Origin of the sequence: Rhodobacter sp. (assembly GCA_020637515.1) — a bacterium.
Classification (GTDB): domain Bacteria; phylum Pseudomonadota; class Alphaproteobacteria; order Rhodobacterales; family Rhodobacteraceae; genus Pararhodobacter.
In genome coordinates this window covers 885,085-905,511 of sequence record JACKKG010000001.1, presented here as the reverse complement: position 1 = coordinate 905,511, position 20,427 = coordinate 885,085, and the positions used below count along the sequence as shown (strand labels likewise).

Genomic DNA, 20,427 nt, shown 5'->3' with positions numbered 1-20,427 from the left:
AACAAACAGGAACAGAACAAGACTGGCCGGGCCGGCACCTGTCGGCACCGGCCTCATGTGTCGGAGGGCATCGCGATGAAGCTGAGCATCGAACGCGCAACGCTGCTGAAGGCCGTCAGCCAGGCGCAATCCGTGGTCGAGCGGCGCAACACCATTCCGATCCTCGCGAATGTGCTGATCGAGGCCGAGGGCGACAGCGTATCGTTCCGCGCCACCGACCTGGATATCGAGGTCGTGGACAAGGCCCCCGCGATGGTCGAACGCGCCGGCGCGACCACGGTGTCGGCCGTCATGCTGCACGAGATCGTGCGCAAGTTGCCCGACGGCGCGCTGGTCTCGTTGACCGACGATCCCCGCACCGGGCGCCTCACGGTCGAGGCCGGGCGATCGACCTTTGCCTTGGCGACCCTCCCGCGCGAGGATTTCCCGGTCATGGCGTCGTCCGAATACCAGACGAATTTCGGCGCCAAGGCCGGAATGCTGCGCCGCCTGTTCGAGAAATCGAAATTCGCGATCTCGACCGAGGAAACGCGCTATTACCTGAACGGCGTCTACCTGCATGTCGCCGAGGGCGAGGAGGGCCGCGTGCTGCGCTGCGTCGCGACCGACGGGCACCGCCTGGCCCGCATCGACGCGCCCCTGCCCCCGGGCGCCGAGGGGATGCCCGGCGTGATCGTGCCGCGCAAGACGGTGAATGAACTGCGCAAGCTGCTGGAGGACGAGGAAGCCGACATCGCCATTTCGGTCAGCGAAACCAAGGTGCGCTTTGCCACCTCGGAAATCGCGCTGACGTCCAAGGTGATCGATGGCACCTTTCCCGACTACACCCGCGTCATTCCGACCGGCAACACCAAGCGTCTGGAAGTGGACGCCAGCGAATTCGCCAAGGCGGTGGACCGGGTGGCGACCGTGTCCTCGGAACGCTCGCGCGCGGTGAAGCTGATCCTCGAGGAAGACAAGGTCACGCTGACGGTGAACTCGCCCGACAGCGGCATGGCCCAGGAAGAGCTGGTCGTGGCCTATGGTGACGAACGGCTCGAGATCGGCTTCAACGCCAAGTATCTGCTGGAAATCGCCAGCCAGATCGACCGCGAGAATGCCGTGTTCCTGCTGAATGCCTCGGGCGACCCGGCGCTGGTGCGCGAGGGGTCGGATACATCGGCGGTCTATGTCGTGATGCCGATGCGGGTCTGACGCCACCGCGCCTTTCATCTGCCGCGACGTCTCTGCGGGGTGAATTCGGCGCAGCCGAAGAGGGGGGCAAGGCCCCTCTTGCCCGGGCCCAGCAGCCCGCCGGGGTTCCATGACGCTCCATCTGTCCCGCCTCACCCTGTCGCAGTTCCGCTCGCATCCGCGCGTGCAGGCGGCGTTCGATGGCCGGCCGGTGGCGCTGTTCGGCGACAATGGGGCGGGCAAGACCAACCTGCTTGAGGCCGTATCGCTTCTGTCCCCCGGGCGCGGGCTCAGGCGCGCCGCGCCCGAGGATCTGATCGGCCGGCAGGCGGGGCTGGGCTGGCGCATCGAGGCCGAGCTTCAGCGCAACGGCACCCCGCATGAATTGCTGACCGAGGCCCGCCCCGACCAGAACCGCAGCGTGCGCATCGACGGCAAGACGCAGCCGCAATCCGCGCTGGGGCAGCTGGCCCCGATGCTGTGGCTGACCCCCGCCATGGACCGCCTTTGGATCGAGGGCGCCGAGGGCCGCCGCCGGTTCCTGGACCGGCTGGTGCTGGGCTTCACCCCCGACCACGCCGAGGCCGCGCTGGGCTACGAAAAGGCCATGCGTGAGCGCAACCGCCTGCTGCGCGAGGGGGTCGCGGACGCGGCCTGGTATCTGGCGCTGGAACAGCGCATGGCGCTGTGCGGGGCGCAGGTCACGCGCAACCGCCGCGATGCGCTGGACCGGCTGGCCGGCGCCAGCGACCCCGACAGCCCGTTCCCGCAGGCCGATCTCGGGCTTCAGGACGAATCGCCCGACAGCGAAACCGATCTGGCCCGCGCCCTGGCCGAGGGGCGGCGGCGCGACATGCAGGCCGGGCGCAGCCTGGTGGGGCCGCATCGCGCGGACCTGTCGGCGTTGTGGGTGGCGCGCGGGATGCCGGCGGCGCAATGCTCGACCGGGGAACAGAAGGCGTTGCTGATCGCCACGGTTCTGGCCCATGCCCGCGCGCTGGCCCGCGATCAGGGGCTGGCGCCGATCCTGCTGCTGGACGAGGTTGCCGCGCATCTGGACGAGGGGCGGCGCGGCGCCCTGTATGATGCGCTCTGCGCGCTGGGCGCCCAGGCGTTCCTTACGGGCACCGGGCCCGAACTGTTCACCCCGCTGCGCGACCGCGCGCAGGCCTTTCACGTCACCGAAACCGCCGGCCAGTCGCGGATCGAAGAGGTTCCCCTGCCATGACCCCGCAGCGCATCACCCTCGTCACCCTGGGCGTTGCCGATCTGCCCCGCGCAAAGGCCTTTTATGGCGCGCTCGGCTGGCAGGGCGACGACCGCAATCCCGGCGTGGTGTTCTATGACATCGGCGGGATGAAACTGGCGCTGTTCGGCCGCGATGCACTGGCCGAGGATCAGGGCCGGCCCGGGGTGGCGCTTGGCACGGGCGCGATCACCCTGGCACAGAATTTCGCCACCCCGGCCGAGGTGGACACCGCCTTTGCCCGCGCGCTCGCCGCCGGTGCCACCGCGCTGAAATCCCCCAGGGCGGTTTTCTGGGGCGGCTATTCGGGCTATTTCGCGGACCCCGACGGCCACGTCTGGGAGCTGGCGCACAACCCGTTCTGGCCCCTCGATGCAGAGGGTCGGCTGGCATGACCGTCACCTTGCAGGAGCTGCTGCTCTATGCCGGCGGCATGGCGGTGTTGTGGGCGATCCCCGGCCCGGTCTGGGTTGCGCTGACCGCGCGGGCGCTGTCGGGCGGCATGGCCGCCGCCTGGCCCCTGGCGATCGGCGTCGCGCTGGGCGATCTGGTCTGGCCGCTCTGCGCGATCTTTGGCCTGAGCTGGATCCTGTCGCTCTATGGCGGTTTCCTGTCGGCGCTGCGCTGGATCGCGGCGGGGGTGTTCCTGGTCATGGGGGTGCTGCTGATCCGCGCGCCGGCCCGGGCGCCCGACGCCGACAGCCGCATGACCCGGCCCGGCATCCTGCCCGGGTTCGCCGTCGGTGTGGCGGCGGTGATCGGCAACCCCAAGGCGATCCTGTTCTACATGGGCGTGTTGCCCGGTTTCTTCGATCTGAGCCGCGTCACCGGGGCCGATATCGCGGCCATCATCGGTGTATCGGCGACGGTGCCGATGCTGGGCAATCTGGGGCTGGCGCTGTTCCTGCACCGCGCGCGCCAGCTTTTGCGCAGCCCGCGCGCGCTGGCCCGGCTGAACATGGTCTCGGGCGGGTTGCTGATCCTGGTGGGCCTGGTCATCCCGTTCACCTGAGGGTTGACGGACGGGCCCCGGGGGTGAACGCTGGACGCCTCGATCCCGCCCCTTGCCCCCGGTTCCGCCATGTTCCGACTCGCGCTGATCCTTGCCATGCTGGCCCAACCCGCCGCCGCCCAATCCCTGGCCTCGCGGTTCACCGGGATCTGGCGCGGCGACGGGATCGAAACCGGCGGCACGCGCTGGGCGATGACGCTGTTCCTCAGGCCCGACGGCGCGGTGGTGGACTACCCCGATTTCCCCTGTTCAGCGTATTGGACACTGGGGTCCGAATCCGACGGACGACTGTTCGCGACCGAGCATCTGGTTGCCGGCCGGACGCTGTGCGCCGACGACCTGAGGGTCATGATCCGCAGCGACGGGCGGCAGGGTCTGCTGATCGAATGGACCTATCCCGACGGATCGGTGAGCGCGGTCGCGCAATTGGCACGACAATAGGCGCCAATGCCCCAAATCTTGTGTCCCGCGCGTGACAACCCCCCCGGAATCCGCTATCAGTCGTGCAGGATAATCACGGACGGACGGCATGACGGCTCAACCCGCCCCGCGCGAGGAATACGGCGCGGATTCCATCAAGGTTCTCAAGGGCCTGGACGCTGTTCGCAAGCGTCCGGGGATGTATATCGGCGACACCGATGACGGCTCAGGCCTGCACCACATGGTCTACGAAGTCGTGGACAACGGCATCGACGAGGCTCTGGCCGGCCATGCGACCCGCGTTTCCGTGAAGATTCACGCTGACAACAGCGTGTCCGTGCGCGACAACGGGCGCGGCATCCCCACCGACATCCACACCGAGGAAGGCGTCTCGGCGGCCGAGGTCATCATGACCCAGTTGCACGCGGGCGGCAAATTCGACCAGAACAGCTACAAGGTTTCGGGCGGGTTGCACGGCGTCGGCGTGTCCGTTGTGAACGCCCTCAGCGACTGGCTGGAACTGCGCATCTGGCGCGGCGGCCAGGAATGGGTCGCGCGCTTTGAAAACGGCAACACGACCGAACATCTGCGCGCCGTCGGCCCCGCCGCCGAGGGCGAGAAGGGCACCGAGGTGCGCTTCCTTGCCGCGGCAAAGACGAACCGACCCGACGGGACCTTTTCGAACCTGGAATACAGCTTCAAGACGCTGGAGAACCGGCTGCGCGAGCTTGCGTTCCTCAACAGCGGCGTGCAGATCGTCATCGAGGACGAGCGCCCCGCCGAATCCCTGAAATCCGAATTCTGCTATGAGGGCGGCGTGCGCGAATTCGTGCGCTTCCTTGACCGCTCGAAGCAACCTGTGATGCCCGAGCCGATCTTCATTTCAGGGGAAAAGGACGGCATCGGCGTCGAAGTCGCGATGTGGTGGAACGACAGCTACCACGAGACCGTGCTGCCCTTTACCAACAACATCCCGCAGCGCGACGGCGGCACCCATCTGGCCGGTTTCCGCGGCGCGCTGACCCGAACGATCACCAAATACGCGCAAGAAAGCGGAATCGCGAAAAAGGAAAAGATCGCCTTTTCCGGCGACGATGCGCGCGAGGGGCTGACCTGCGTGCTGTCGGTCAAGGTGCCCGATCCCAAGTTCAGCAGCCAGACCAAGGACAAGCTGGTATCGAGCGAGGTGCGCCCGGCGGTCGAGAACCTGGTGAACGAGAAACTGGGCGAGTGGTTCGAGGAAAACCCCGGCCCGGCCCGCCAGATCGTCGGCAAGATCATCGAGGCCGCCCTGGCCCGCGAGGCCGCCCGCAAGGCGCGCGACCTGACCCGGCGCAAGACGGCGCTGGACGTGGCCAGCCTGCCCGGCAAGCTGGCGGATTGCCAGGAACGCGACCCTGCCAAGTCCGAATTGTTCCTGGTCGAGGGGGACTCGGCCGGCGGGTCGGCCAAACAGGGGCGCTCGCGCCACAATCAGGCCGTGCTGCCGCTGCGCGGCAAGATCCTGAACGTGGAACGCGCGCGCTTTGACCGCATGCTGTCCAGCCAGGAAATCGGCACGCTCATCACCGCGATGGGCACCGGCATCGGGCGGGACGAATTCGACCTGTCCAAGCTGCGCTACCACAAGATCGTCATCATGACCGACGCCGACGTGGATGGCGCGCACATCCGCACGCTGCTGCTGACGTTCTTCTTCCGGCAGATGCCGCAGTTGATCGAAGCCGGGCACCTCTATATCGCCGAGCCGCCGCTCTACAAGGTCGCGCGCGGCAAGTCCGAGGTCTATCTCAAGGATCAGCCCGCGCTCGAGGATTACCTGATCGCGCAGGGCATCGACGGCGCCACCCTCAAGCTGACCAACGGCGAGGAGATCGCGGGCGGCGACCTGCACCGCGTGGTCGAGGCCGCGCGCAGCTTCAAGCGCGTGCTCGATGCGTTTCCCACGCATTATCCGCGCGGCATCCTGGAACAGGCGGCGCTGTCCGGCGCCTTTGACCCGGGCCGGGCGGATGCCGATCTTCAGGCCGTGGCCGACGATGTGGCGCGACGGCTGGACATGGTGGCCAAGGAATACGAACGCGGCTGGACCGGGCGGATCACCCAGGACCACGGCATCAAGCTGTCGCGCATCCTCAGGGGTGTCGAAGAGCTGCGCACGCTGGACGGCGCGGTCCTGCGCTCGGGCGAGGCGCGGCGCCTGTCGCGGATTTCCGGCGAAACGCGCAATGTCTACACCCATGCCTCGAACCTGTCGCGCCGGGACCGCGCGCAGGTGATCCATGGGCCGATCGACCTGCTGAAGGCGATGCTGGACGAGGGGCAGCGCGGCCTGACCCTGCAACGCTACAAGGGTCTGGGCGAGATGAACCCCGAACAGCTGTGGGAAACCACGCTGGACCCCGAGGCGCGGACGCTGCTTCAGGTGCGCGTCGAGGACGTGGCCGAGGCCGACGACATCTTCTCGAAGCTGATGGGCGACGTGGTCGAGCCCCGCCGCGAGTTCATCCAGCGCAACGCGTTGAACGTGGAAAACCTGGACGCCTGACACCGCGTGGGTTCGCGCATGACATTGCGCGAACCCCAATAGATCGCGCGATTTCCCAGTATGTTTGCGTCGCCGGAAAGAGCCGCGCGTCAGGGGCGTGCCCAGCGCATCCATCACGGAACGGTGGCGGAACGATCCCGCGGCAGGTCCGAGGGTGGCCGGCCAATGGGCCGTCGATGCCGTCTTTGTCGATCCGGATCAGGCGCGATAAGCCGGAAGCGGCGCGCGATCTTGAAGCACGATGATCCTGCGCAGCATGAGTTCGGTCATGGCATGGCGCACCGGGGCCGAATCGGGGTCGTCATAGGGTCAGGACTCATAGCCAATAGATGACGATAGAGGCGAGCATGATGGCTGAGAGGAAGACCTTCGGGCATCGGTCGTATCGGGTTGCCACGCCGCCAGTCCTTGAGCCTGCCGAACATGATCTCGATGCGGTTACGCCGTTTGTAGCGGCGCTTGTCGTATTTGACGGGCTTCTTTCGCTGCTTCCGGCCCGGGATGCAGGCGCATATGCCCTTGTCTTTCAACGCATCTCTGAACCAATCGGCATCATAGCCGCGATCCCCGAGCAGCCAGTCGACCTGTGGCAGGCTGCTCAACAAGGCCGCCGCGCCGATGTAGTCGCTGACTTGTCCGGCGGTGACGAAGAAGCTGATTGGACGCCCTAGGCTGTCGCAGATGGCGTGCAGCTTGGTGTTCATACCGCCCTTGGTGCGGCCAATCAGGCGTCCACGCCCCCCTTTTTGACGCCGAGACTGGACGCTGTTCGGTGTGCCTTCAGGTAGGTCGCATCGATCATCGCGGTCTTTTCCTCGCCATGAGCTGCCGCCAGGCCGACCATTATCCGGGCAAAGATGCCCTTGTCGCTCCACCGCTTCCAACGGTTGTAGAGCGTCTTGTGCGGGCCATATTCCTTCGGCGCATCCCGCCACCGCAAGCCATTGCGATTGATGAAGACAATCCCGCTCAGCACCCGCCGATCATCGACGCGTGGCTTGCCGTGGGACTTGGGAAAGAAGGGCTCCAGACGCGCCATCTGCGCGTCGCTCAGCCAGAAGAGATCAGACATGTCACCGCTCGTTTTTCCGGCGGTGAATCATGCCGACAGGCGGAAATCAATGGGTCCTGAGCCTACATGGCGTCGCGCATCACCCGCTTCATGCAGGACAACCCCGGCTGCCGGGTGGAGCTGAAGGTGGGCCTGGTCCACGAGCTCCGCACGATGCTGGAGCGCGGGCAGATCGACCTCGTGGTCGGCCCGCGCAACCTGATGGACCGGGGCGCGCCGCTGGAATTCCGGCCGATTCTGAATGATCGCGTGGGCATCTTGTGCCGGACGGGGCACCCGCTGTGCAACCGACGCAGCCTCGATCCGGCCTCGCTGGAGCATCAGACCTGGGTTGCCCATTCCCGTGGAAGCCTGTTGCGTCAGCAGACAGAAGCGGCCCTGATCGCCATGGGCATAGAGCGCATGCAGATCGGATTTGAGACGGACTCGATCGAGAGCGTGCTCGATGTGGTGGCCGCGACAGACATGATCAGCACACTGCCCCGGCTGAGCACGCAGCCGTATCTGCGCGATCGGCTGACCTTTCTGGATCTCGACCATGAACTGTTCTCGCGCCCGATCGGCATCATCGGGCGGGAAGACGGCGCGGTCAATCAAGCCGTAGAGCGGTTCATGAAACTGCTGCAACCCGCTGAAGCAAGCTGAGCGTTCCGACGCTTGGCTGTTCCTGCCGGGCACGAGATCGGCGCCGCAAACCTTTTGTTCGATGGCCCCGGATTCTTCGTTTCTTTTCAGTCGCTGCCGCGCAGCCTTGCGCACGGTTCCATCCGCCGTAAGGTGCGTGCTCGCACGCACCCTACCTGTCATCCCCGGCCGTGCGGCGCCTTGAAGTCCAGAACCGGCCCGATCGGCACGATGCGGTGCGGATTGATGGTGTCGTGGCTGTAGTGATAATGCCGGGTGATGTGGTCCAGTCGGACCGTCCCGGCCACGCCCGGGCCCTGGTAGAGATCGCGCGTATAGGCCCAGAGGTTGGGGTAATCCAGCAGCCGGCGGCGATTGCATTTGAAGTGCCCGTGATAGACCGTGTCGAAGCGCACCAGCGTGGTGAACAGCCGGATGTCGGCCTCGGTCAGGTCCGCGCCCATCAGGTAGCGCCGGTGCGACAGGCGATCCTCGAGCCAGTCGAGCGTCCCGAACAAGGGTTCGACGGCCGCGTCATAGGCCGACTGCGTGGTGGCGAAGCCGGCCTTGTAGACGCCGTTGTTCACGGTGTCGTAGACGCGGGCGTTGACGGGATCGATGGCCGCGCGCAGCCCCTCGGGCCACAGGTCCAGCGTATTGCCGGTCAGGCCGTCGAAGGCCGCGTTCAGCATCCGGATGATCTCGGAGCTTTCGTTGGACACGATGGTTCCCGTCTCGCGGTCCCAGAGCACCGGCACGGTCACGCGGCAGGTCGCCCCGGGATCGGCGCGGGTATAGATCTGGTGCAGGACCTCGGCGCCGAACAGCGCATCGCCGGTGGCACCCGGGAAATCGGTCCGGAATTCCCACCCCTTGCCCAGCATGTCGGGGTGCACCACCGAAACCGTGATATGATCCGTCAGGCCCTTGATCTCGCGGAAGATCAGCGTGCGGTGTGCCCAGGGGCAGGCATACGAGACATAGAGGTGATAGCGCCCGCTCTCGGCCTTGAAGCCGCCGGCGCCCGTGGGGCCGGCCGCGCCGTCCGCCGTCACCCAGTTGCGCCAGCCCGCGACGCTGCGCTTGAACGCGCCCCCGGTCGCGGCGGTGTCATACCAGCGGTCCGACCATTGGCCGTCGATCAGTTGTCCCATGGGGTCCTCCGTTTCGACCAAAGGTCGTCTCTGCACTGCCGCACGTCAACCGCGCTGCGGGCGCAGCGTGTGTTCGCCAGTGCACAGCGGAAAAAGAAGTGGCGGCGTCATCCTCGGGTAACTTGTTTTTGCCAGAATGGCCGGCAACCATGGCACCCAGGATGGGAGACTGACATGTTCGAATTCTTGCCAGAGGACATTCGCCGCGGCCTGAAGGCCGCACAGACCCGCGCGCAACGCAAAAGCAACCGGCTAAGCGTGCATGCGGGCGATGCCGTGTTCCCGATCCTGCGGATGTGGGATCAGGGGTTCGCCGTCGATGCCAGCCGTCCGCAACCGCCGCGCGGATTCGTGGACATCTACGACGGCCCCCGCCATCTGAGCCGCGCGCTGATTGTCGCCGCGGCCGACGAAGGCGGCGAGATGACCTATGAATTCAAGCGTGAGACGGTGATCGGCACGCGTCCGATCCGCGACTATGCCGACGATCGGACGGGGCCGGACGGGTATCTGCCCCGCCCGGCCTAGACCTTACTGAAGATCGCCAAAGGCTTTCTGCAATCGCGTGACCGCCTCGATCACGCGGGCGCGGGGGGTGGCAATGTTGAACCGCATGAAGGTTTCGCCGCCGGTTCCGAAGGTGTTGCCATGGTTCGCGGCGATGCGGGCGTCACGTTCCACGCGGCGGGCGATCTCGTCCGGGCTCATGCCGGTGCCCGCGAAATCGACCCATTCCAGATAGGTGGCCTGCAACGGGACGACCTGCGCACCGGGGATCGCGGCGATGCCCGATTCAAAGATCTTCCGGTTCTCGTCGAGATAGGTCATCAGCGAATCGACCCAGGCCGCCCCCTCGGGGGAATAGGCGGCGGTGACCATCGCCACCCCGAACGAGTTGGGCGAGGTGCCGGTGCCCAGGAAATACCGCTCGAACCGGGCGCGCAGTGCGTCATCGGCGATGATGATGTTGCCGGTATGCGCGCCGGCGATGTTGAAGGTCTTTGTCGCGGCCGTCATCATCACCAGCCGGTCCGCCACGTCGGGCGCGGCGTTGGCCATGACGGTGTGCGTGTGTCCGGGCATCACCAGGTCGGCGTGAATCTCGTCCGAGACCAGCAGCAGGTCATGGCGCCTGGCGAAATCGGCGACACCGCGCAATTCCTCGGCCGTCCAGATCTGGCCGCCCGGGTTGTGCGGCGAGCACAGAACGATCATCTTCGTGCGGTCGCTGACCAGCCCGTCATAGGCGGCGAAATCCATCGTCATGCGGCCGCCGACCGCGACCAGCGGGCATTCCAGGACCTTGCGCCCCGCGCCCAGGATCACCTTGGCAAAGGCGTGGTAGACCGGGGTGAACAGCACCACCTCGTCGCCCGGCTGGGTAAAGGCCTGCACGCAATGGCCGGTGCCGTTGACCAGCCCGTGGGTGGTGAAGATATGTGCGGGATCGACGGTCCAGCCGTGGCGATTCTGCATCCACCATGTGATCGCGGCCCGGTAATCGGTATCGGGGCCGAAATAGCCGTAGATGCCATGCGCCAGCATCTGCGCCAGCGCGTCCTGCACCACCTGAGGCGGGCGGAAATCCATGTCGGCCACCCACATGGAAATGCCGTCCTCGGGGCTGACGCCATAGAGGGCCTCCATCACGTCCCATTTGGCGGAATGCGTGCCGCGGCGGTCGATGATCTCGTCGAAACTCATGCCGGTCTCCTTCTCATGTGAAGCACAATGCCGCGTCCGGCGGCCAGCGCAACCCCGGACATTGCGAAGTGGCCCGCAATCGCCTAGATCATCGCCATGAGCCTGCGACCGATCCTTATTCATCCCGATCCGCGCCTGAAAAAGGTCTGCGAACCCGTCGTTTCCGTCACGCCCGAAATCGGCGCGCTGGCCGAAGACATGCTGGAAACCATGTATGACGCGCCGGGCGTCGGCCTGGCGGCGCCGCAGGTCGGCGTCATGCAACGACTGTTCGTGATGGATTGCGTCAAGGACAAGGACACCGCCGCCAGGCCCATGGTGCTGATCAACCCCGAGATCACCTGGACCTCGGACGAGAGCAACACCTACGAGGAAGGCTGCCTGTCGATCCCCGAACAATATGCCGAGGTGACGCGCCCGGCCCGCGTGCGGATGCGGTGGCTGGGTCTCGACGGCGCGCAGCACGAGGAAGAATTCGACCACCTCTGGGCGACCTGCGCGCAGCATGAATTCGACCACCTGAACGGAAAGCTGTTCATCGACTACCTGGGGCCGATCAAGCGCCAGATGATTACCCGAAGGATGGAAAAGCTGAAGCGCGAGCGCGCGCGCGGCTGATCGCCGACTGGCGCACGGGGCCTTCGGGCGATGGACGGCGCCCGCGCCGGGTGATACGCCGGGCGCATGTCGATCCTGCCGATTGTCCAGTTCCCCGACCCCATGCTGCGCCGGCCCTGCACGCCGGTGACGGCCTTTGACACGGCGCTGCGGCGGCTGGCGGCGGATATGCTGGAAACGATGTATGCCGCGCCCGGGCGGGGGCTGGCGGGGCCGCAGGTCGCGGTGCCGCGCCGGTTGTTCGTCATGGATTGCACCTGGAAAGAGGGCACGCCCAGTCCGCGCGTCTGCGTGAACCCCGAAATCCTGGCCACATCGGACACGCTGGTGGTCCAGACCGAGGGGTGCCTGTCCATGCCCGGCGTTCCGGCCCGCGTGGCGCGGCCCGACTGGGTGGTGCTGCGCTGGACGGACCTCGACGGTGCCCGGCATCAGGCCCGGATGGACGGGTTCGAGGCCGTTTGCGCGCAGCACGAACTGGACCACCTGAACGGCCGGCTGTGCATCGACCTGATGCCCGAGGATGCGCGCCTCGCCGTCTCGCCCCTGTTGACCGCGTTGGGAACCCCCTCATGACCGTTCGCCGCTGCCTGCCCTGGCCCGACGCGCGCCTGCGCACCCCCGCGCAGCCCGTTGACACCATCACCGACGAAATTCGCGCGATCTGGGCCGACATGATCGACACGATGGAGGCCATGCCGGGGGTCGGACTGGCGGGCAACCAGATCGGCGTAATGCTGCGGCTGGCGGTGGTGGATGCCTCGGAGGCGCGTGGCCAGGCGGTGCGGATGGCCAACCCCGAAGTGCTGCACGAATCCGTCCAGTTGCGCGACCACGACGAGGCCAGCCCCAACCTGCCCGGCGTTCACGCGCGCATCAGCCGGCCCCGGGCGGTGACCGTGCGCTTTCTGAACGATCAGGGCGCGATGGAAGAGCGGGATTTCGTCGGCCTCTGGGCGACCAGCGTGCAGCACCAGATCGACCATCTGAACGGGCGGATGTATTTCGACCGTCTCGGCAAGGTGAAGCGCGACATGCTGTTGCGCAAGGCGCGCAAGGCTCAGCCCTGACGCCGTCCGGCGCGGCCCGCCAGCCAACCCAGCAACACCAGCACCCCCACCCCGATCAGCGGGATCAGGACGAAGATCTGAACATCCTCGGCCGCCATCTGCCAGGGCCAGCGCAGGCGGCACCGCCCGCCGGCGTTGCCAAAGGCGCAGGCCAGCGATTGGGCATACAGGTTGAATGCGATGGCAGCGGCGCCAAGCAGGCCCGCCAGAGCGTAGCAAAGCAGCGAGATCACGCGCATCCTTGAACCTGTCCGTCGATCGGGGTTACCTGCCCCAGTCTAGCGCGGTCCGGCCGACGCGACAATGCGGCAAGGGGGGCCTGCGATGCGTGTGATCTTCATGGGAACGCCCGACTTCTCGGTCCCGGTGCTGGATAGCCTGCACCGCTCGCACGAGGTGGTCTGCGTCTATTGCCAGCCCCCCCGCCCCGCCGGGCGCGGAAAGCAGGAACGCCCGACCCCGGTTCATGCCCGCGCGCTGGCGCTGGGCCTGCCGGTGCGCCACCCCGCGCGGTTGCGCGATCCGGCGGATCAGGCCGCCTTTGCCGCCCTCGATGCCGATGTTGCGGTGGTCGTGGCCTATGGGCTGATCCTGCCGCAACCCGTGCTGGACGCGCCGCGCCACGGGTGCCTGAACATCCACGCCTCGTTGCTGCCGCGCTGGCGGGGGGCGGCCCCGATCCACCGCGCGATCATGGCGGGCGACGCGGAAACCGGGGTCTGCATCATGCGGATGGAGGCCGGGCTGGACACCGGCCCGGTGCTGCTGCGTCAGGCGACCCCCATCGGCCCCGAGGAAACCACCGACCAGTTGCACGACCGTCTTTCGACCATGGGCGCGGCGCTGATCGTCGAGGCCCTGGCGCGCCTGCCCGATCTGGTGCCCCAGCCGCAGCCCGACCAAGGGGTCACCTATGCCGCCAAGATCGACAAGACCGAGGCCCGGGTGGACTGGACCCAGCCGGCCGTGGCGGTGGCGCGCAAGATCCGCGGCCTTTCCCCCTTTCCCGGCGCCTGGAGCGACACGCCGAGCGGGCGGTTGAAGCTGCTGAACGCGGTCGCGGTGCCGGGGGCGGGCGATCCGGGGCTGGTTCTGGACGGCCTGACCGTGGCCTGCGGCACCGGCGCGGTGCGGATCGACCGCGCCCAGCGCGAGGGCAAGCGACCTATGGAGGCCGTCGAACTGTTGCGCGGGCTGGGCTGGCCGCCCGGCACGCGGCTGGGCTGACCCTCAGCCCTGTTCCTTCAGCAGGCGGCGCTTCTGGCGATCCCAGTCGCGCTTTGCCTCGGTCTCGCGCTTGTCGGCCAGCTTCTTGCCCTTGGCGATGCCGATCTTCAGCTTCACGATGCCCCGGTCGTTGAAATACATCACCAGCGGCACCAGTGTCATGCCCTGCTTGGCCGTGGCCGCCCACAGCCGCGCCAGTTCCTTGCGGCTGACCAGCAGCTTGCGCTTGCGGCGTTCCTCGTGGCCCCAGGTCTTTGCCTGTGCATAGGGGGCGATGGCGCCGTTCACCAGCCACAGCTCGCCCTCTTCGACCGAGGCATAGCTTTCGGCGATGTTGGCGCCGCCCTGGCGCAGCGACTTCACCTCTGAGCCCAGCAGCATGATGCCGCATTCGAGATCGCTCTCGATGAAGTAATCGAACCGCGCGCGACGGTTCTCGGCGATCACTTTGCTGTTGGGGTCGTGTTTTTTCTGGGCCATGGCCGCGAGATATTGGTTTGATGGGGGCCTGTCCAGTGGCGGCCCGTGAAAGCCGCCGGAAAGGAGGCCGCGATGAAACCGTTGGTGTTGCCCCTGTGCGCCGCGTTCCTGCTGGGCGCGTGCCAGATGACCGGCCAGCCGGCGCCGCCGCCCTCGGGTCCGACGGCGCCGCGCATGGAACCGGCCAGAGCGGATCGCGCACCGCCGCGGATCGCGCCGGGATCGCCGGGGGCCGCGGGACCCCGGGTTTCGCCGGGCCGGGCCGCCCCGCCGGCGCGCCCGATCCAGCCCGACGCCTGTGGCGCGGCCGGTCTGCAACATCTGGTCGGCGGTCCGGTGCCCGAATCGTTTCCGGTGGCCGGCCCGATCCGCGTGTTCGCCACCGGCGACCCGGTGACGATGGATTACAATCCCCGCCGCCTGAACGTCGAGGTCAGCCGCCAGAACCGGCGCCGGATCGTCGCGCTGTCGTGTGGATAAAGGGACGGGCCGGATGCGAACGGCACCCGGCCCGCCGGACTTCGCGTGCCCGTCGTGGAAGGTGGGGGCCCCCCGCTCAGCGACACGCGCCCTACCAGCTACATGGGTGTCAGTATCCCCGCCGACCATGGCGTTTTCACGGTTTTGGGGTGGTTTTGCGGGGGAAAATTGACCCGACTTGCCCCCCTGGCCGGGCGAATCCCTTGATTTCCGTGCCCGCCGGCGTCACGATTCCGACATGAACGTCCAGAACACCGTTCCCCCGTCGCATCCCTACGAACAGGTCAGTTTCGACCGATTCGAACTGGGCGAGATCCTGTCCGTCTATGGCCGCCACGTTGCCGCCGGGCTGTGGCGCGACTACGGGATTTCCTGCCTGCGCGACCGCGCGGTCTTTTCGATCTTTCGCCGCGCGGCCGAAAACCCGCTGTATCGGATCGAAAAGATCCCCGCGCTGCGAAACCGGCAAGGGCTGTATGCGCTGTTCGGCCCCGAAGGCCAGGTGCTGAAACGCGGCACCACCCTGCGCAGCGTGCTCGCCCCGCTTGAGCGCAAACTCCTGCGCGCGCTGGACTGACCCCGCGGCCCGCGCTAAGCCCCGGGGCTATGAGCGATTTCATCTATGCCCCGCCGCCGGGCGATCCGGTGATCCTGCATCTCGACGACGACCTTCTGGTGGCCGACAAGCCCTCGGGCCTGCTCAGTGTGCCCGGGCGGGGCGAGGATCGGGCGGATTGCCTGATCGCGCGGCTGAAGGCGCGACACCCCCAGGTCCGTCTGGTGCACCGGCTGGATCTGGACACCTCGGGGGTGATTGTCTTTGCGCTGACGCAACAGGCGCAGGCGCATCTGGGCCGCCAGTTCGAAGAGCGCAAGACCCAGAAGCGGTATATCGCACTGGTCGCCGGCCACCTGAGCGCGCCCAAGGGCCGCGTGGACCTGCCGCTGACCGTCGATTGGCCGAACCGGCCCCGGCAGATGGTGGACCCGGTGAACGGGCGGCCCGCGCAAACCGACTGGCGCGCCCTGCGGACGGAAGGGGACAACACCCGCATGGCGCTGAAGCCCCTGACCGGGCGCAGCCATCAGTTGCGGGTGCACATGCTGTCGCTGGGGCACCCGATCCTGGGCGATCCGCTCTATGCCACGGGGGCGGCGCGCGACTACCCTCGGCTGATGCTGCACGCCGAGGAACTGCGCCTGCGCCACCCGTCCAGCGGGGCGACGATGCGTTTTCGCGCGCCGGTGCCGTTCTAGGTCACGCGGCCTTGCTGTCAGGGTGCTCGGTCAGGATGGCGAACAGTTTGTCGGGCTCTTCGTTCTGGCGCAGCTTGGCGCAGACGCCCGCGTCGCGCAGCGTGCGCGAGACCAGCGCCAGGGCCTTGAGATGCTCGACACCGGCATCGCGCGGGGCAAACAGCGCAAAGACCAGATCGACGGGCGCACGATCGACCGAGCCGTAATCCAGGGGGCGGTCCAGGCGGATGAAGATGCCGCGAACCCGTTCGATACCGTCGATGCGGGCGTGCGGCAGCGCCACCCCGTGGCCGACACCCGTCGGCCCCAGGCTTTCACGTTCCTGCAACGCGTCGATGGCGATCGATTCGTCGATCCCGTGGGCGCTGGAGGCGATTTCGGCGAGGTCCTGAAAGAGGCGCTTCTTGCTTTTCACGGCGTTGCAGACCCGGATGGATCCGGGGGTCAACAGATCGGCCAGTTCCATGCAGTTGCTCCTGCCTTCTTCGCCTTGGTGAGTGGGCCCCGGCGACTTGCGCCGCGCGGGGCCCGAAACGTCACTGCGGATCGATCCAGCCGATGTTCCCGTCGTCGCGCCGGTAGACCACATTCAGGCCACCGTGACGCTCGTTTCGGAACACCAGCAGCTTGGACTGAGCCAGCTCCATCTGCATCACCGCCTCACCGGCCGAGATCTGCGGAATCCGCGTTTCCATCTCGGCGATGATCATCGGCTGCAACGAGTCGGGCTCGGTTCCGTCCGCATCATCCTCAGCGGCGAGGATATACGAGGATGCCCCGGCGAATTCAACCGGGCCGGGCCGGTCCCGGTGGTGGTCCTTCAGACGCCGCTTGTAACGGCGCAATTGCTTGTCCATGCGTTCGCAACACGCATCGAATGCCGCATAGATATCGGCGGCCTGGCCCTTGGCCTGGGCCGTCAGCCCGGTCGACAGATGCACCGTCGATTCGCAAACATGGTTGTGGCCGTCACGGGAAAACACAACGATCGCGTCGGTGGGGCGTTGGGAATACTTGTCCATCACTTCGCCCAGTTCGCTTTTCACATGCGACTGAAGCGCATCGCCGACATCGATCTGTTTTCCGCTGATCTGGTACCGCATGGGCCTCTCCTTCGTGCTGACGGACAACCCGGGGTCGGTATGAACCTGGGCGTTCCGCCGTTCTCGGCCTGTCGTTGCGGATCATTCCCCGCGCCGTTCGGCGGCCAGTCTGCGGCGCGTCGATGACGGAGGAATGCGCAGGCCTTCCCTGTATTTGGTGACAGTTCGGCGTGCGATGTCAACGCCCTGCTCGCGCAAGATTTTGGCAAGTGCGTTGTCGGAATGCGGACGATGCGACGGTTCCGCGGCGATCAGTTCCGCAACCCGCCGTTGCACCGCCCTTGCGGAAACCGGCCCGTCCGCCCCCGCCAACGCAGACGAAAAGAACACCGACAGCGGCCACAGGCGCCCGTCCACATCGACCGCCTTGCCCGACAGCGCGCGGCTGACGGTCGAAGGGTGCAGGCCCAGATCGGCGGCCAGCGCCGCCTGGGTCACGGGCGCCAGCGCCCCGGGCCCGTCGGTGAAAAAGCCGGCTTGCCGGCCGACCAGCCAGGCACCGATTCGGGTCAGGGTCTGGCCCCGCATGTCCAGCGCGGCGATCAGCGCCCGGGCGCGCTGCAAGAGTTCGGCGGCAAAGCCCTCGGCCTCGGCCCGGCGGACCATGGCAAGGTCGAGCGCCACGGCCGGCCGCGCGCCGTCGTCGGGCAACAGCGACAGCGTGCCGTCGTCGTGGCGCACCAGCCGAAGGTCAGGGCGCAGGGTCACCGCGCGGTCATTGAGACCCGGCGCGATGGGCCGGGGCGACAGGTTGCGCAGCATCGCCGCCCGGTCGCGCGCCTGGGCCGGGGTCAGCCCCAACGCCCGCGCCGCCGCGGGCCAGTCCCGCCGGGCAAAGACCGCCAGCAGGTCCAGCGTGGCCAGGGCCGCCGCCCGGTCCAGGCCGCGGTCCTCCAGTTGCAGGCGCAGGCAGTCGCGCACATCGCGCGCCCCCACGCCGACCGGGTCGCAGCGTTGCAGGGCCTCAAGTCCGGCGTGCAACGGGGCGGGGTCGATCGCCAACTCGGCCGCCAGTGTGTCGATGTCGGTGCCCAGAAGCCCGTCCTCGCCCAACTCGCCCACCAGCAGCAGGGCCGCCGCGCGAACGGGCGACGACAGGTCCATCAGCGCGAGCTGGCGGCGCAGATCCTCGTGAAAGGACTGCACGGGGGCGGCCAGATCGTCGGCCAGGGGCAGCGACTGCGCCCCACCCCGCGGCGCGTCCACCACAAGAAACGGGTTGCGGGCAACCTCGCGGGCGATTTCCTCGTCCAGGTCGGTCGGGCTCATGCGCAGCACGGACAGGCGCACACGCACCGCAGGCGTCAGCGCCAAACGCTGCTCCTGGCGCAGTTCCAGGCGCGGGTTCAGCGCCATGCGCACCCGTCAGCGAAAGCTGTCGCCCAGGTAGACCCGGCGCACATCGGCATCGGCCACCACCTCGTCCGCCGTGCCGCTCATCAGCACGGTTCCATCATGCAGGATATAGGCCCGGTCCACGATCTCAAGCGTCTCGCGCACGTTGTGGTCGGTAATCAGCACGCCGATTCCGCGCGCCGTCAGATCCGACACCAGCGCGCGGATATCCCCCACGGCGATCGGGTCCACGCCGGCAAAGGGTTCGTCCAGCAACACAAAGGACGGGTTCGAGGCCAGGCAGCGGGCGATCTCGGCGCGACGCCGCTCGCCGCCCGACAAGGCCAGCGCCGGCGACTTTCGCAGCCGCGCGATCGAGAAATCGTCGAGCAACTCCTCAAGCCGCGCCTCGCGGGTTGCGCGGTCCGGTTCGGTGATCTCAAGGATCGCCTTGATATTGTCCTCGACCGTGAGGCCGCGAAAAATCGACATTTCCTGCGGCAGATAGCCGATCCCCATGCGGGCGCGGCGATACATCGGCCAGCCGGACACGTCGGTTCCGTCGATGCTGACCCGCCCGCCGTCCGCCGGAACCAGGCCCGCGACGCAGTAGAAACACGTCGTCTTGCCCGATCCGTTCGGACCCAGCAGCGCGACGACCTCGCCCCGGCGCAGGGTCAGGTCGATGCCGCGCAGCACCGGGCGGCGCTTGTAGCTTTTGCGCAGCCCGGCGATTTCGAGCCCGCCATCGTCCTGGGTCCGGTCGTTCATCAGGGATCAGTCCGTGCGGATCGTGGTGCGGACCCGGCCGACCATGCGCCCCGCGCCGCTGCGCAGATCGGCGACGAACCGTTGCCCCGACAACATGTTCTGGCCTTGCAGCAGCATCACGTTGCCGGTCATTTCAAGGGTTTGCGCATCCAGCGACCAGACGGCCTGATCGGCCTCCATCGCTTCGGCTGGCGTCACCATCGTCACCCCGCCCGAGGCAATCAGCCGGCTGATCCGCTGCGACCCTTCGCTGTTGCCGGGCGCGTATTCCAGCCGCAGGGCACCGGCGGCGATCCGCATGTCACCTTGCACCGCCAGCACATTGCCCGAGAATTCCGAGGCGCCGGTTGTCTGGTCCACCTGCAAAGTGTCGGCCGTCACCTCAAGCGCGGACCCGTCCAGCCGCAGCGATTGCCCGAAACTGATCGGCACGCCATCCTGGGCCAGGGCGGGCGCGGCAAGCGCGAACAGCGCCAGGATCAGGCCGGGGACGAGACGCGACATTCGGTTTCCTCAATTCTCTGGCTGATATAACAACCTTACACCGCCCCCAAAAACAAGCCGGTAACCGGCGCCATCGGTCGAATCGGCTTGCAACAGCATGTGTTGGGCGGTGATTTCCCCCGCCGGGGCGCTGCCGGTGATCTGGCCGGGGGCCTCGATCCGGGTGGAATCCAGCAGGCCGGTCAGGGTCTCGGTGTGCAGCGCATAGCCCGGGGTCACGGACAGATCCAGACCGCCCGACATCGAGAACCGCCCCGCGCCGCGGTCGATCACCCCTTCCGAGGCGGTGGCGGACAGATCCTCGCCCGACCGCCCCTCGAGATGCAGGGTCAGGCCCGTCACATCGAGTTTCAGCGCCGCGTGCGGGTCGAACCGGGCGGTTTCGGCGACGATGGTCAGCGCGGCGCCGTCATCCGTCACCCCGGCAAAGCGCGCGCCCGACAGGCGCGGGTCGCGGGCGCGATCCTCGACGTCGATCTCGGCGGTGCGGATCGCCAGCCGCGGGTCGATGGTGCGAGCCGTCAGAAAGACCAGCGACAGCATGACCAGAGCCACAAGAGGCAGCACCACCTTCAGGATGCCGACCGTGCGGGAATAGCGCGTCTGGCGCGGGCTCTGGTCCGTCATGC

At 67.3% G+C, this 20,427-nt stretch carries 25 protein-coding genes and 1 pseudogene; 15 read left to right on the top strand and 11 right to left on the bottom strand.

Annotated features, from left to right (window positions below):
• Positions 1-75: 75 nt before the first annotated feature.
• The 6 genes from H6900_04385 to gyrB all read left to right on the top strand — a co-directional run bounded on the left by H6900_04385 (position 76) and on the right by gyrB (position 6,399).
• A complete protein-coding gene (locus tag H6900_04385; GenBank protein ID MCC0072511.1) occupies positions 76-1,194 on the top strand; it encodes a DNA polymerase III subunit beta in 1,119 nt (372 codons plus the stop codon).
• A gap of 109 nt (positions 1,195-1,303) precedes the next feature.
• The gene (gene recF, locus H6900_04380) at positions 1,304-2,401 is read left to right on the top strand and encodes a DNA replication/repair protein RecF (GenBank protein MCC0072510.1); all 1,098 of its coding nucleotides are present in this window, start codon (positions 1,304-1,306) and stop codon (positions 2,399-2,401) included.
• On the top strand, positions 2,398-2,814 hold the full coding sequence (locus H6900_04375) for a VOC family protein (GenBank protein MCC0072509.1): 417 nt from the start codon (positions 2,398-2,400) through the stop codon (positions 2,812-2,814). Before recF ends, H6900_04375 begins: the two co-directional genes overlap by 4 nt.
• A complete protein-coding gene (locus H6900_04370; protein ID MCC0072508.1) occupies positions 2,811-3,431 on the top strand; it encodes a LysE family translocator in 621 nt (206 codons plus the stop codon). The genes H6900_04375 and H6900_04370 overlap by 4 nt, the downstream gene beginning before the upstream one ends.
• Positions 3,432-3,500: 69 nt before the next feature.
• Positions 3,501-3,872, top strand: a complete 372-nt coding sequence (locus tag H6900_04365; protein MCC0072507.1) for a hypothetical protein — start codon at positions 3,501-3,503, stop codon at positions 3,870-3,872.
• Between the two features lie 88 nt (positions 3,873-3,960).
• Positions 3,961-6,399, top strand: a complete 2,439-nt coding sequence (gene gyrB, locus H6900_04360) for a DNA topoisomerase (ATP-hydrolyzing) subunit B (GenBank protein MCC0072506.1) — start codon at positions 3,961-3,963, stop codon at positions 6,397-6,399.
• Between the two features lie 316 nt (positions 6,400-6,715).
• Here the strand turns inward: gyrB and H6900_04355 are convergent.
• A pseudogene (locus H6900_04355) lies at positions 6,716-7,471 on the bottom strand (IS5 family transposase).
• A 66-nt stretch (positions 7,472-7,537) separates the two neighbouring features.
• On the opposite strand from H6900_04355, the gene H6900_04350 reads away from it, so the two are divergent.
• Positions 7,538-8,116 (top strand): LysR family transcriptional regulator substrate-binding protein, encoded by a 579-nt coding sequence (locus tag H6900_04350; protein MCC0072505.1) that lies wholly within the window; start codon positions 7,538-7,540, stop codon positions 8,114-8,116.
• A gap of 158 nt (positions 8,117-8,274) precedes the next feature.
• Here H6900_04350 and H6900_04345 read toward each other — a convergent pair whose 3' ends face one another.
• The gene (locus H6900_04345) at positions 8,275-9,249 is read right to left on the bottom strand and encodes a glutathione S-transferase family protein (GenBank protein ID MCC0072504.1); all 975 of its coding nucleotides are present in this window, start codon (positions 9,247-9,249) and stop codon (positions 8,275-8,277) included.
• 174 nt (positions 9,250-9,423) lie between these two features.
• Here H6900_04345 and H6900_04340 point away from each other — a divergent pair, with 174 nt between their 5' ends.
• Positions 9,424-9,777 carry a hypothetical protein gene (locus tag H6900_04340; GenBank protein MCC0072503.1) on the top strand — a complete coding sequence of 118 codons (354 nt, stop codon included), beginning with the start codon at positions 9,424-9,426 and terminating at the stop codon, positions 9,775-9,777.
• A 3-nt stretch (positions 9,778-9,780) separates the two neighbouring features.
• Here the strand turns inward: H6900_04340 and H6900_04335 are convergent, their stop codons facing one another.
• A complete protein-coding gene (locus H6900_04335) occupies positions 9,781-10,953 on the bottom strand; it encodes a pyridoxal phosphate-dependent aminotransferase (protein MCC0072502.1) in 1,173 nt (390 codons plus the stop codon).
• Positions 10,954-11,049: 96 nt separating this feature from the next.
• On the opposite strand from H6900_04335, the gene H6900_04330 reads away from it, so the two are divergent.
• The 3 genes from H6900_04330 (at position 11,050) to def (H6900_04320) (ending at position 12,641) form a co-directional block, all read left to right on the top strand.
• A complete protein-coding gene (locus H6900_04330; GenBank protein MCC0072501.1) occupies positions 11,050-11,571 on the top strand; it encodes a peptide deformylase in 522 nt (173 codons plus the stop codon).
• A 66-nt stretch (positions 11,572-11,637) separates the two neighbouring features.
• On the top strand, positions 11,638-12,147 hold the full coding sequence (gene def / locus H6900_04325; protein MCC0072500.1) for a peptide deformylase: 510 nt from the start codon (positions 11,638-11,640) through the stop codon (positions 12,145-12,147).
• Positions 12,144-12,641: a peptide deformylase gene (def, locus tag H6900_04320; protein MCC0072499.1), complete on the top strand. Its 498-nt coding sequence runs from the start codon at positions 12,144-12,146 to the stop codon at positions 12,639-12,641. Before def (H6900_04325) ends, def (H6900_04320) begins: the two co-directional genes overlap by 4 nt.
• Here the strand turns inward: def (H6900_04320) and H6900_04315 are convergent.
• Complete coding sequence (locus H6900_04315) at positions 12,632-12,880, bottom strand: methionine synthase (protein ID MCC0072498.1); 249 nt, start codon at positions 12,878-12,880, stop codon at positions 12,632-12,634. The genes def (H6900_04320) and H6900_04315 overlap by 10 nt on opposite strands.
• A gap of 85 nt (positions 12,881-12,965) precedes the next feature.
• Here H6900_04315 and H6900_04310 point away from each other — a divergent pair, with 85 nt between their 5' ends.
• Positions 12,966-13,868 (top strand): methionyl-tRNA formyltransferase, encoded by a 903-nt coding sequence (locus H6900_04310; protein ID MCC0072497.1) that lies wholly within the window; start codon positions 12,966-12,968, stop codon positions 13,866-13,868.
• 3 nt (positions 13,869-13,871) lie between these two features.
• On the opposite strand, the gene smpB is transcribed toward H6900_04310, so the two are convergent.
• A complete protein-coding gene (gene smpB, locus H6900_04305; GenBank protein ID MCC0072496.1) occupies positions 13,872-14,348 on the bottom strand; it encodes an SsrA-binding protein SmpB in 477 nt (158 codons plus the stop codon).
• 174 nt (positions 14,349-14,522) lie between these two features.
• Here smpB and H6900_04300 point away from each other — a divergent pair, with 174 nt between their 5' ends.
• From H6900_04300 to H6900_04290, 3 genes are all read left to right on the top strand, one after another.
• A complete protein-coding gene (locus tag H6900_04300; GenBank protein MCC0072495.1) occupies positions 14,523-14,828 on the top strand; it encodes a hypothetical protein in 306 nt (101 codons plus the stop codon).
• A gap of 238 nt (positions 14,829-15,066) precedes the next feature.
• Positions 15,067-15,405 (top strand): DUF2794 domain-containing protein, encoded by a 339-nt coding sequence (locus H6900_04295; GenBank protein MCC0072494.1) that lies wholly within the window; start codon positions 15,067-15,069, stop codon positions 15,403-15,405.
• Between the two features lie 29 nt (positions 15,406-15,434).
• The gene (locus H6900_04290) at positions 15,435-16,085 is read left to right on the top strand and encodes an RluA family pseudouridine synthase (GenBank protein ID MCC0072493.1); all 651 of its coding nucleotides are present in this window, start codon (positions 15,435-15,437) and stop codon (positions 16,083-16,085) included.
• Between the two features lies 1 nt (position 16,086).
• Here H6900_04290 and H6900_04285 read toward each other — a convergent pair whose 3' ends face one another.
• The 6 genes from H6900_04285 to H6900_04260 all read right to left on the bottom strand — a co-directional run bounded on the left by H6900_04285 (position 16,087) and on the right by H6900_04260 (position 20,425).
• Positions 16,087-16,551 carry a PTS sugar transporter subunit IIA gene (locus H6900_04285; GenBank protein MCC0072492.1) on the bottom strand — a complete coding sequence of 155 codons (465 nt, stop codon included), beginning with the start codon at positions 16,549-16,551 and terminating at the stop codon, positions 16,087-16,089.
• Positions 16,552-16,621: 70 nt separating this feature from the next.
• Positions 16,622-17,188 (bottom strand): ribosome-associated translation inhibitor RaiA, encoded by a 567-nt coding sequence (gene raiA, locus H6900_04280; protein MCC0072491.1) that lies wholly within the window; start codon positions 17,186-17,188, stop codon positions 16,622-16,624.
• Between the two features lie 81 nt (positions 17,189-17,269).
• Positions 17,270-18,544 carry an RNA polymerase sigma-54 factor gene (locus H6900_04275; GenBank protein ID MCC0072490.1) on the bottom strand — a complete coding sequence of 425 codons (1,275 nt, stop codon included), beginning with the start codon at positions 18,542-18,544 and terminating at the stop codon, positions 17,270-17,272.
• Positions 18,545-18,553: 9 nt separating this feature from the next.
• Positions 18,554-19,294: an LPS export ABC transporter ATP-binding protein gene (gene lptB / locus H6900_04270; protein ID MCC0072489.1), complete on the bottom strand. Its 741-nt coding sequence runs from the start codon at positions 19,292-19,294 to the stop codon at positions 18,554-18,556.
• A 6-nt stretch (positions 19,295-19,300) separates the two neighbouring features.
• Positions 19,301-19,798, bottom strand: a complete 498-nt coding sequence (locus tag H6900_04265) for an LptA/OstA family protein (GenBank protein MCC0072488.1) — start codon at positions 19,796-19,798, stop codon at positions 19,301-19,303.
• 9 nt (positions 19,799-19,807) lie between these two features.
• Positions 19,808-20,425 carry a hypothetical protein gene (locus tag H6900_04260; protein ID MCC0072487.1) on the bottom strand — a complete coding sequence of 206 codons (618 nt, stop codon included), beginning with the start codon at positions 20,423-20,425 and terminating at the stop codon, positions 19,808-19,810.
• Positions 20,426-20,427 lie beyond the last annotated feature (2 nt).

Excerpts from the sequence above, each read along its gene's own strand:
- H6900_04265 (MCC0072488.1), bottom strand. The coding sequence starts at position 19,798 with ATGTCGCGTCTCGTCCCCGGCCTGATCCTGGCGCTGTTCGCGCTTGCC.
- H6900_04350 (MCC0072505.1), top strand. The coding sequence starts at position 7,538 with ATGGCGTCGCGCATCACCCGCTTCATGCAGGACAACCCCGGCTGCCGG.
- H6900_04335 (MCC0072502.1), bottom strand. The coding sequence starts at position 10,953 with ATGAGTTTCGACGAGATCATCGACCGCCGCGGCACGCATTCCGCCAAA.
- recF (MCC0072510.1), top strand. The coding sequence starts at position 1,304 with ATGACGCTCCATCTGTCCCGCCTCACCCTGTCGCAGTTCCGCTCGCAT.
- H6900_04330 (MCC0072501.1), top strand. The coding sequence starts at position 11,050 with ATGAGCCTGCGACCGATCCTTATTCATCCCGATCCGCGCCTGAAAAAG.
- H6900_04275 (MCC0072490.1), bottom strand. The coding sequence starts at position 18,544 with ATGGCGCTGAACCCGCGCCTGGAACTGCGCCAGGAGCAGCGTTTGGCG.
- gyrB (MCC0072506.1), top strand. The coding sequence starts at position 3,961 with ATGACGGCTCAACCCGCCCCGCGCGAGGAATACGGCGCGGATTCCATC.
- H6900_04260 (MCC0072487.1), bottom strand. The coding sequence starts at position 20,425 with ATGACGGACCAGAGCCCGCGCCAGACGCGCTATTCCCGCACGGTCGGC.
- H6900_04340 (MCC0072503.1), top strand. The coding sequence starts at position 9,424 with ATGTTCGAATTCTTGCCAGAGGACATTCGCCGCGGCCTGAAGGCCGCA.
- H6900_04295 (MCC0072494.1), top strand. The coding sequence starts at position 15,067 with ATGAACGTCCAGAACACCGTTCCCCCGTCGCATCCCTACGAACAGGTC.
- H6900_04290 (MCC0072493.1), top strand. The coding sequence starts at position 15,435 with ATGAGCGATTTCATCTATGCCCCGCCGCCGGGCGATCCGGTGATCCTG.
- H6900_04365 (MCC0072507.1), top strand. The coding sequence starts at position 3,501 with ATGTTCCGACTCGCGCTGATCCTTGCCATGCTGGCCCAACCCGCCGCC.
- H6900_04385 (MCC0072511.1), top strand. The coding sequence starts at position 76 with ATGAAGCTGAGCATCGAACGCGCAACGCTGCTGAAGGCCGTCAGCCAG.
- raiA (MCC0072491.1), bottom strand. The coding sequence starts at position 17,188 with ATGCGGTACCAGATCAGCGGAAAACAGATCGATGTCGGCGATGCGCTT.
- H6900_04345 (MCC0072504.1), bottom strand. The coding sequence starts at position 9,249 with ATGGGACAACTGATCGACGGCCAATGGTCGGACCGCTGGTATGACACC.
- def (MCC0072500.1), top strand. The coding sequence starts at position 11,638 with ATGTCGATCCTGCCGATTGTCCAGTTCCCCGACCCCATGCTGCGCCGG.
- def (MCC0072499.1), top strand. The coding sequence starts at position 12,144 with ATGACCGTTCGCCGCTGCCTGCCCTGGCCCGACGCGCGCCTGCGCACC.
- lptB (MCC0072489.1), bottom strand. The coding sequence starts at position 19,294 with ATGAACGACCGGACCCAGGACGATGGCGGGCTCGAAATCGCCGGGCTG.
- H6900_04310 (MCC0072497.1), top strand. The coding sequence starts at position 12,966 with ATGCGTGTGATCTTCATGGGAACGCCCGACTTCTCGGTCCCGGTGCTG.
- smpB (MCC0072496.1), bottom strand. The coding sequence starts at position 14,348 with ATGGCCCAGAAAAAACACGACCCCAACAGCAAAGTGATCGCCGAGAAC.
- H6900_04315 (MCC0072498.1), bottom strand. The coding sequence starts at position 12,880 with ATGCGCGTGATCTCGCTGCTTTGCTACGCTCTGGCGGGCCTGCTTGGC.
- H6900_04370 (MCC0072508.1), top strand. The coding sequence starts at position 2,811 with ATGACCGTCACCTTGCAGGAGCTGCTGCTCTATGCCGGCGGCATGGCG.
- H6900_04285 (MCC0072492.1), bottom strand. The coding sequence starts at position 16,551 with ATGGAACTGGCCGATCTGTTGACCCCCGGATCCATCCGGGTCTGCAAC.
- H6900_04300 (MCC0072495.1), top strand. The coding sequence starts at position 14,523 with ATGGAACCGGCCAGAGCGGATCGCGCACCGCCGCGGATCGCGCCGGGA.
- H6900_04375 (MCC0072509.1), top strand. The coding sequence starts at position 2,398 with ATGACCCCGCAGCGCATCACCCTCGTCACCCTGGGCGTTGCCGATCTG.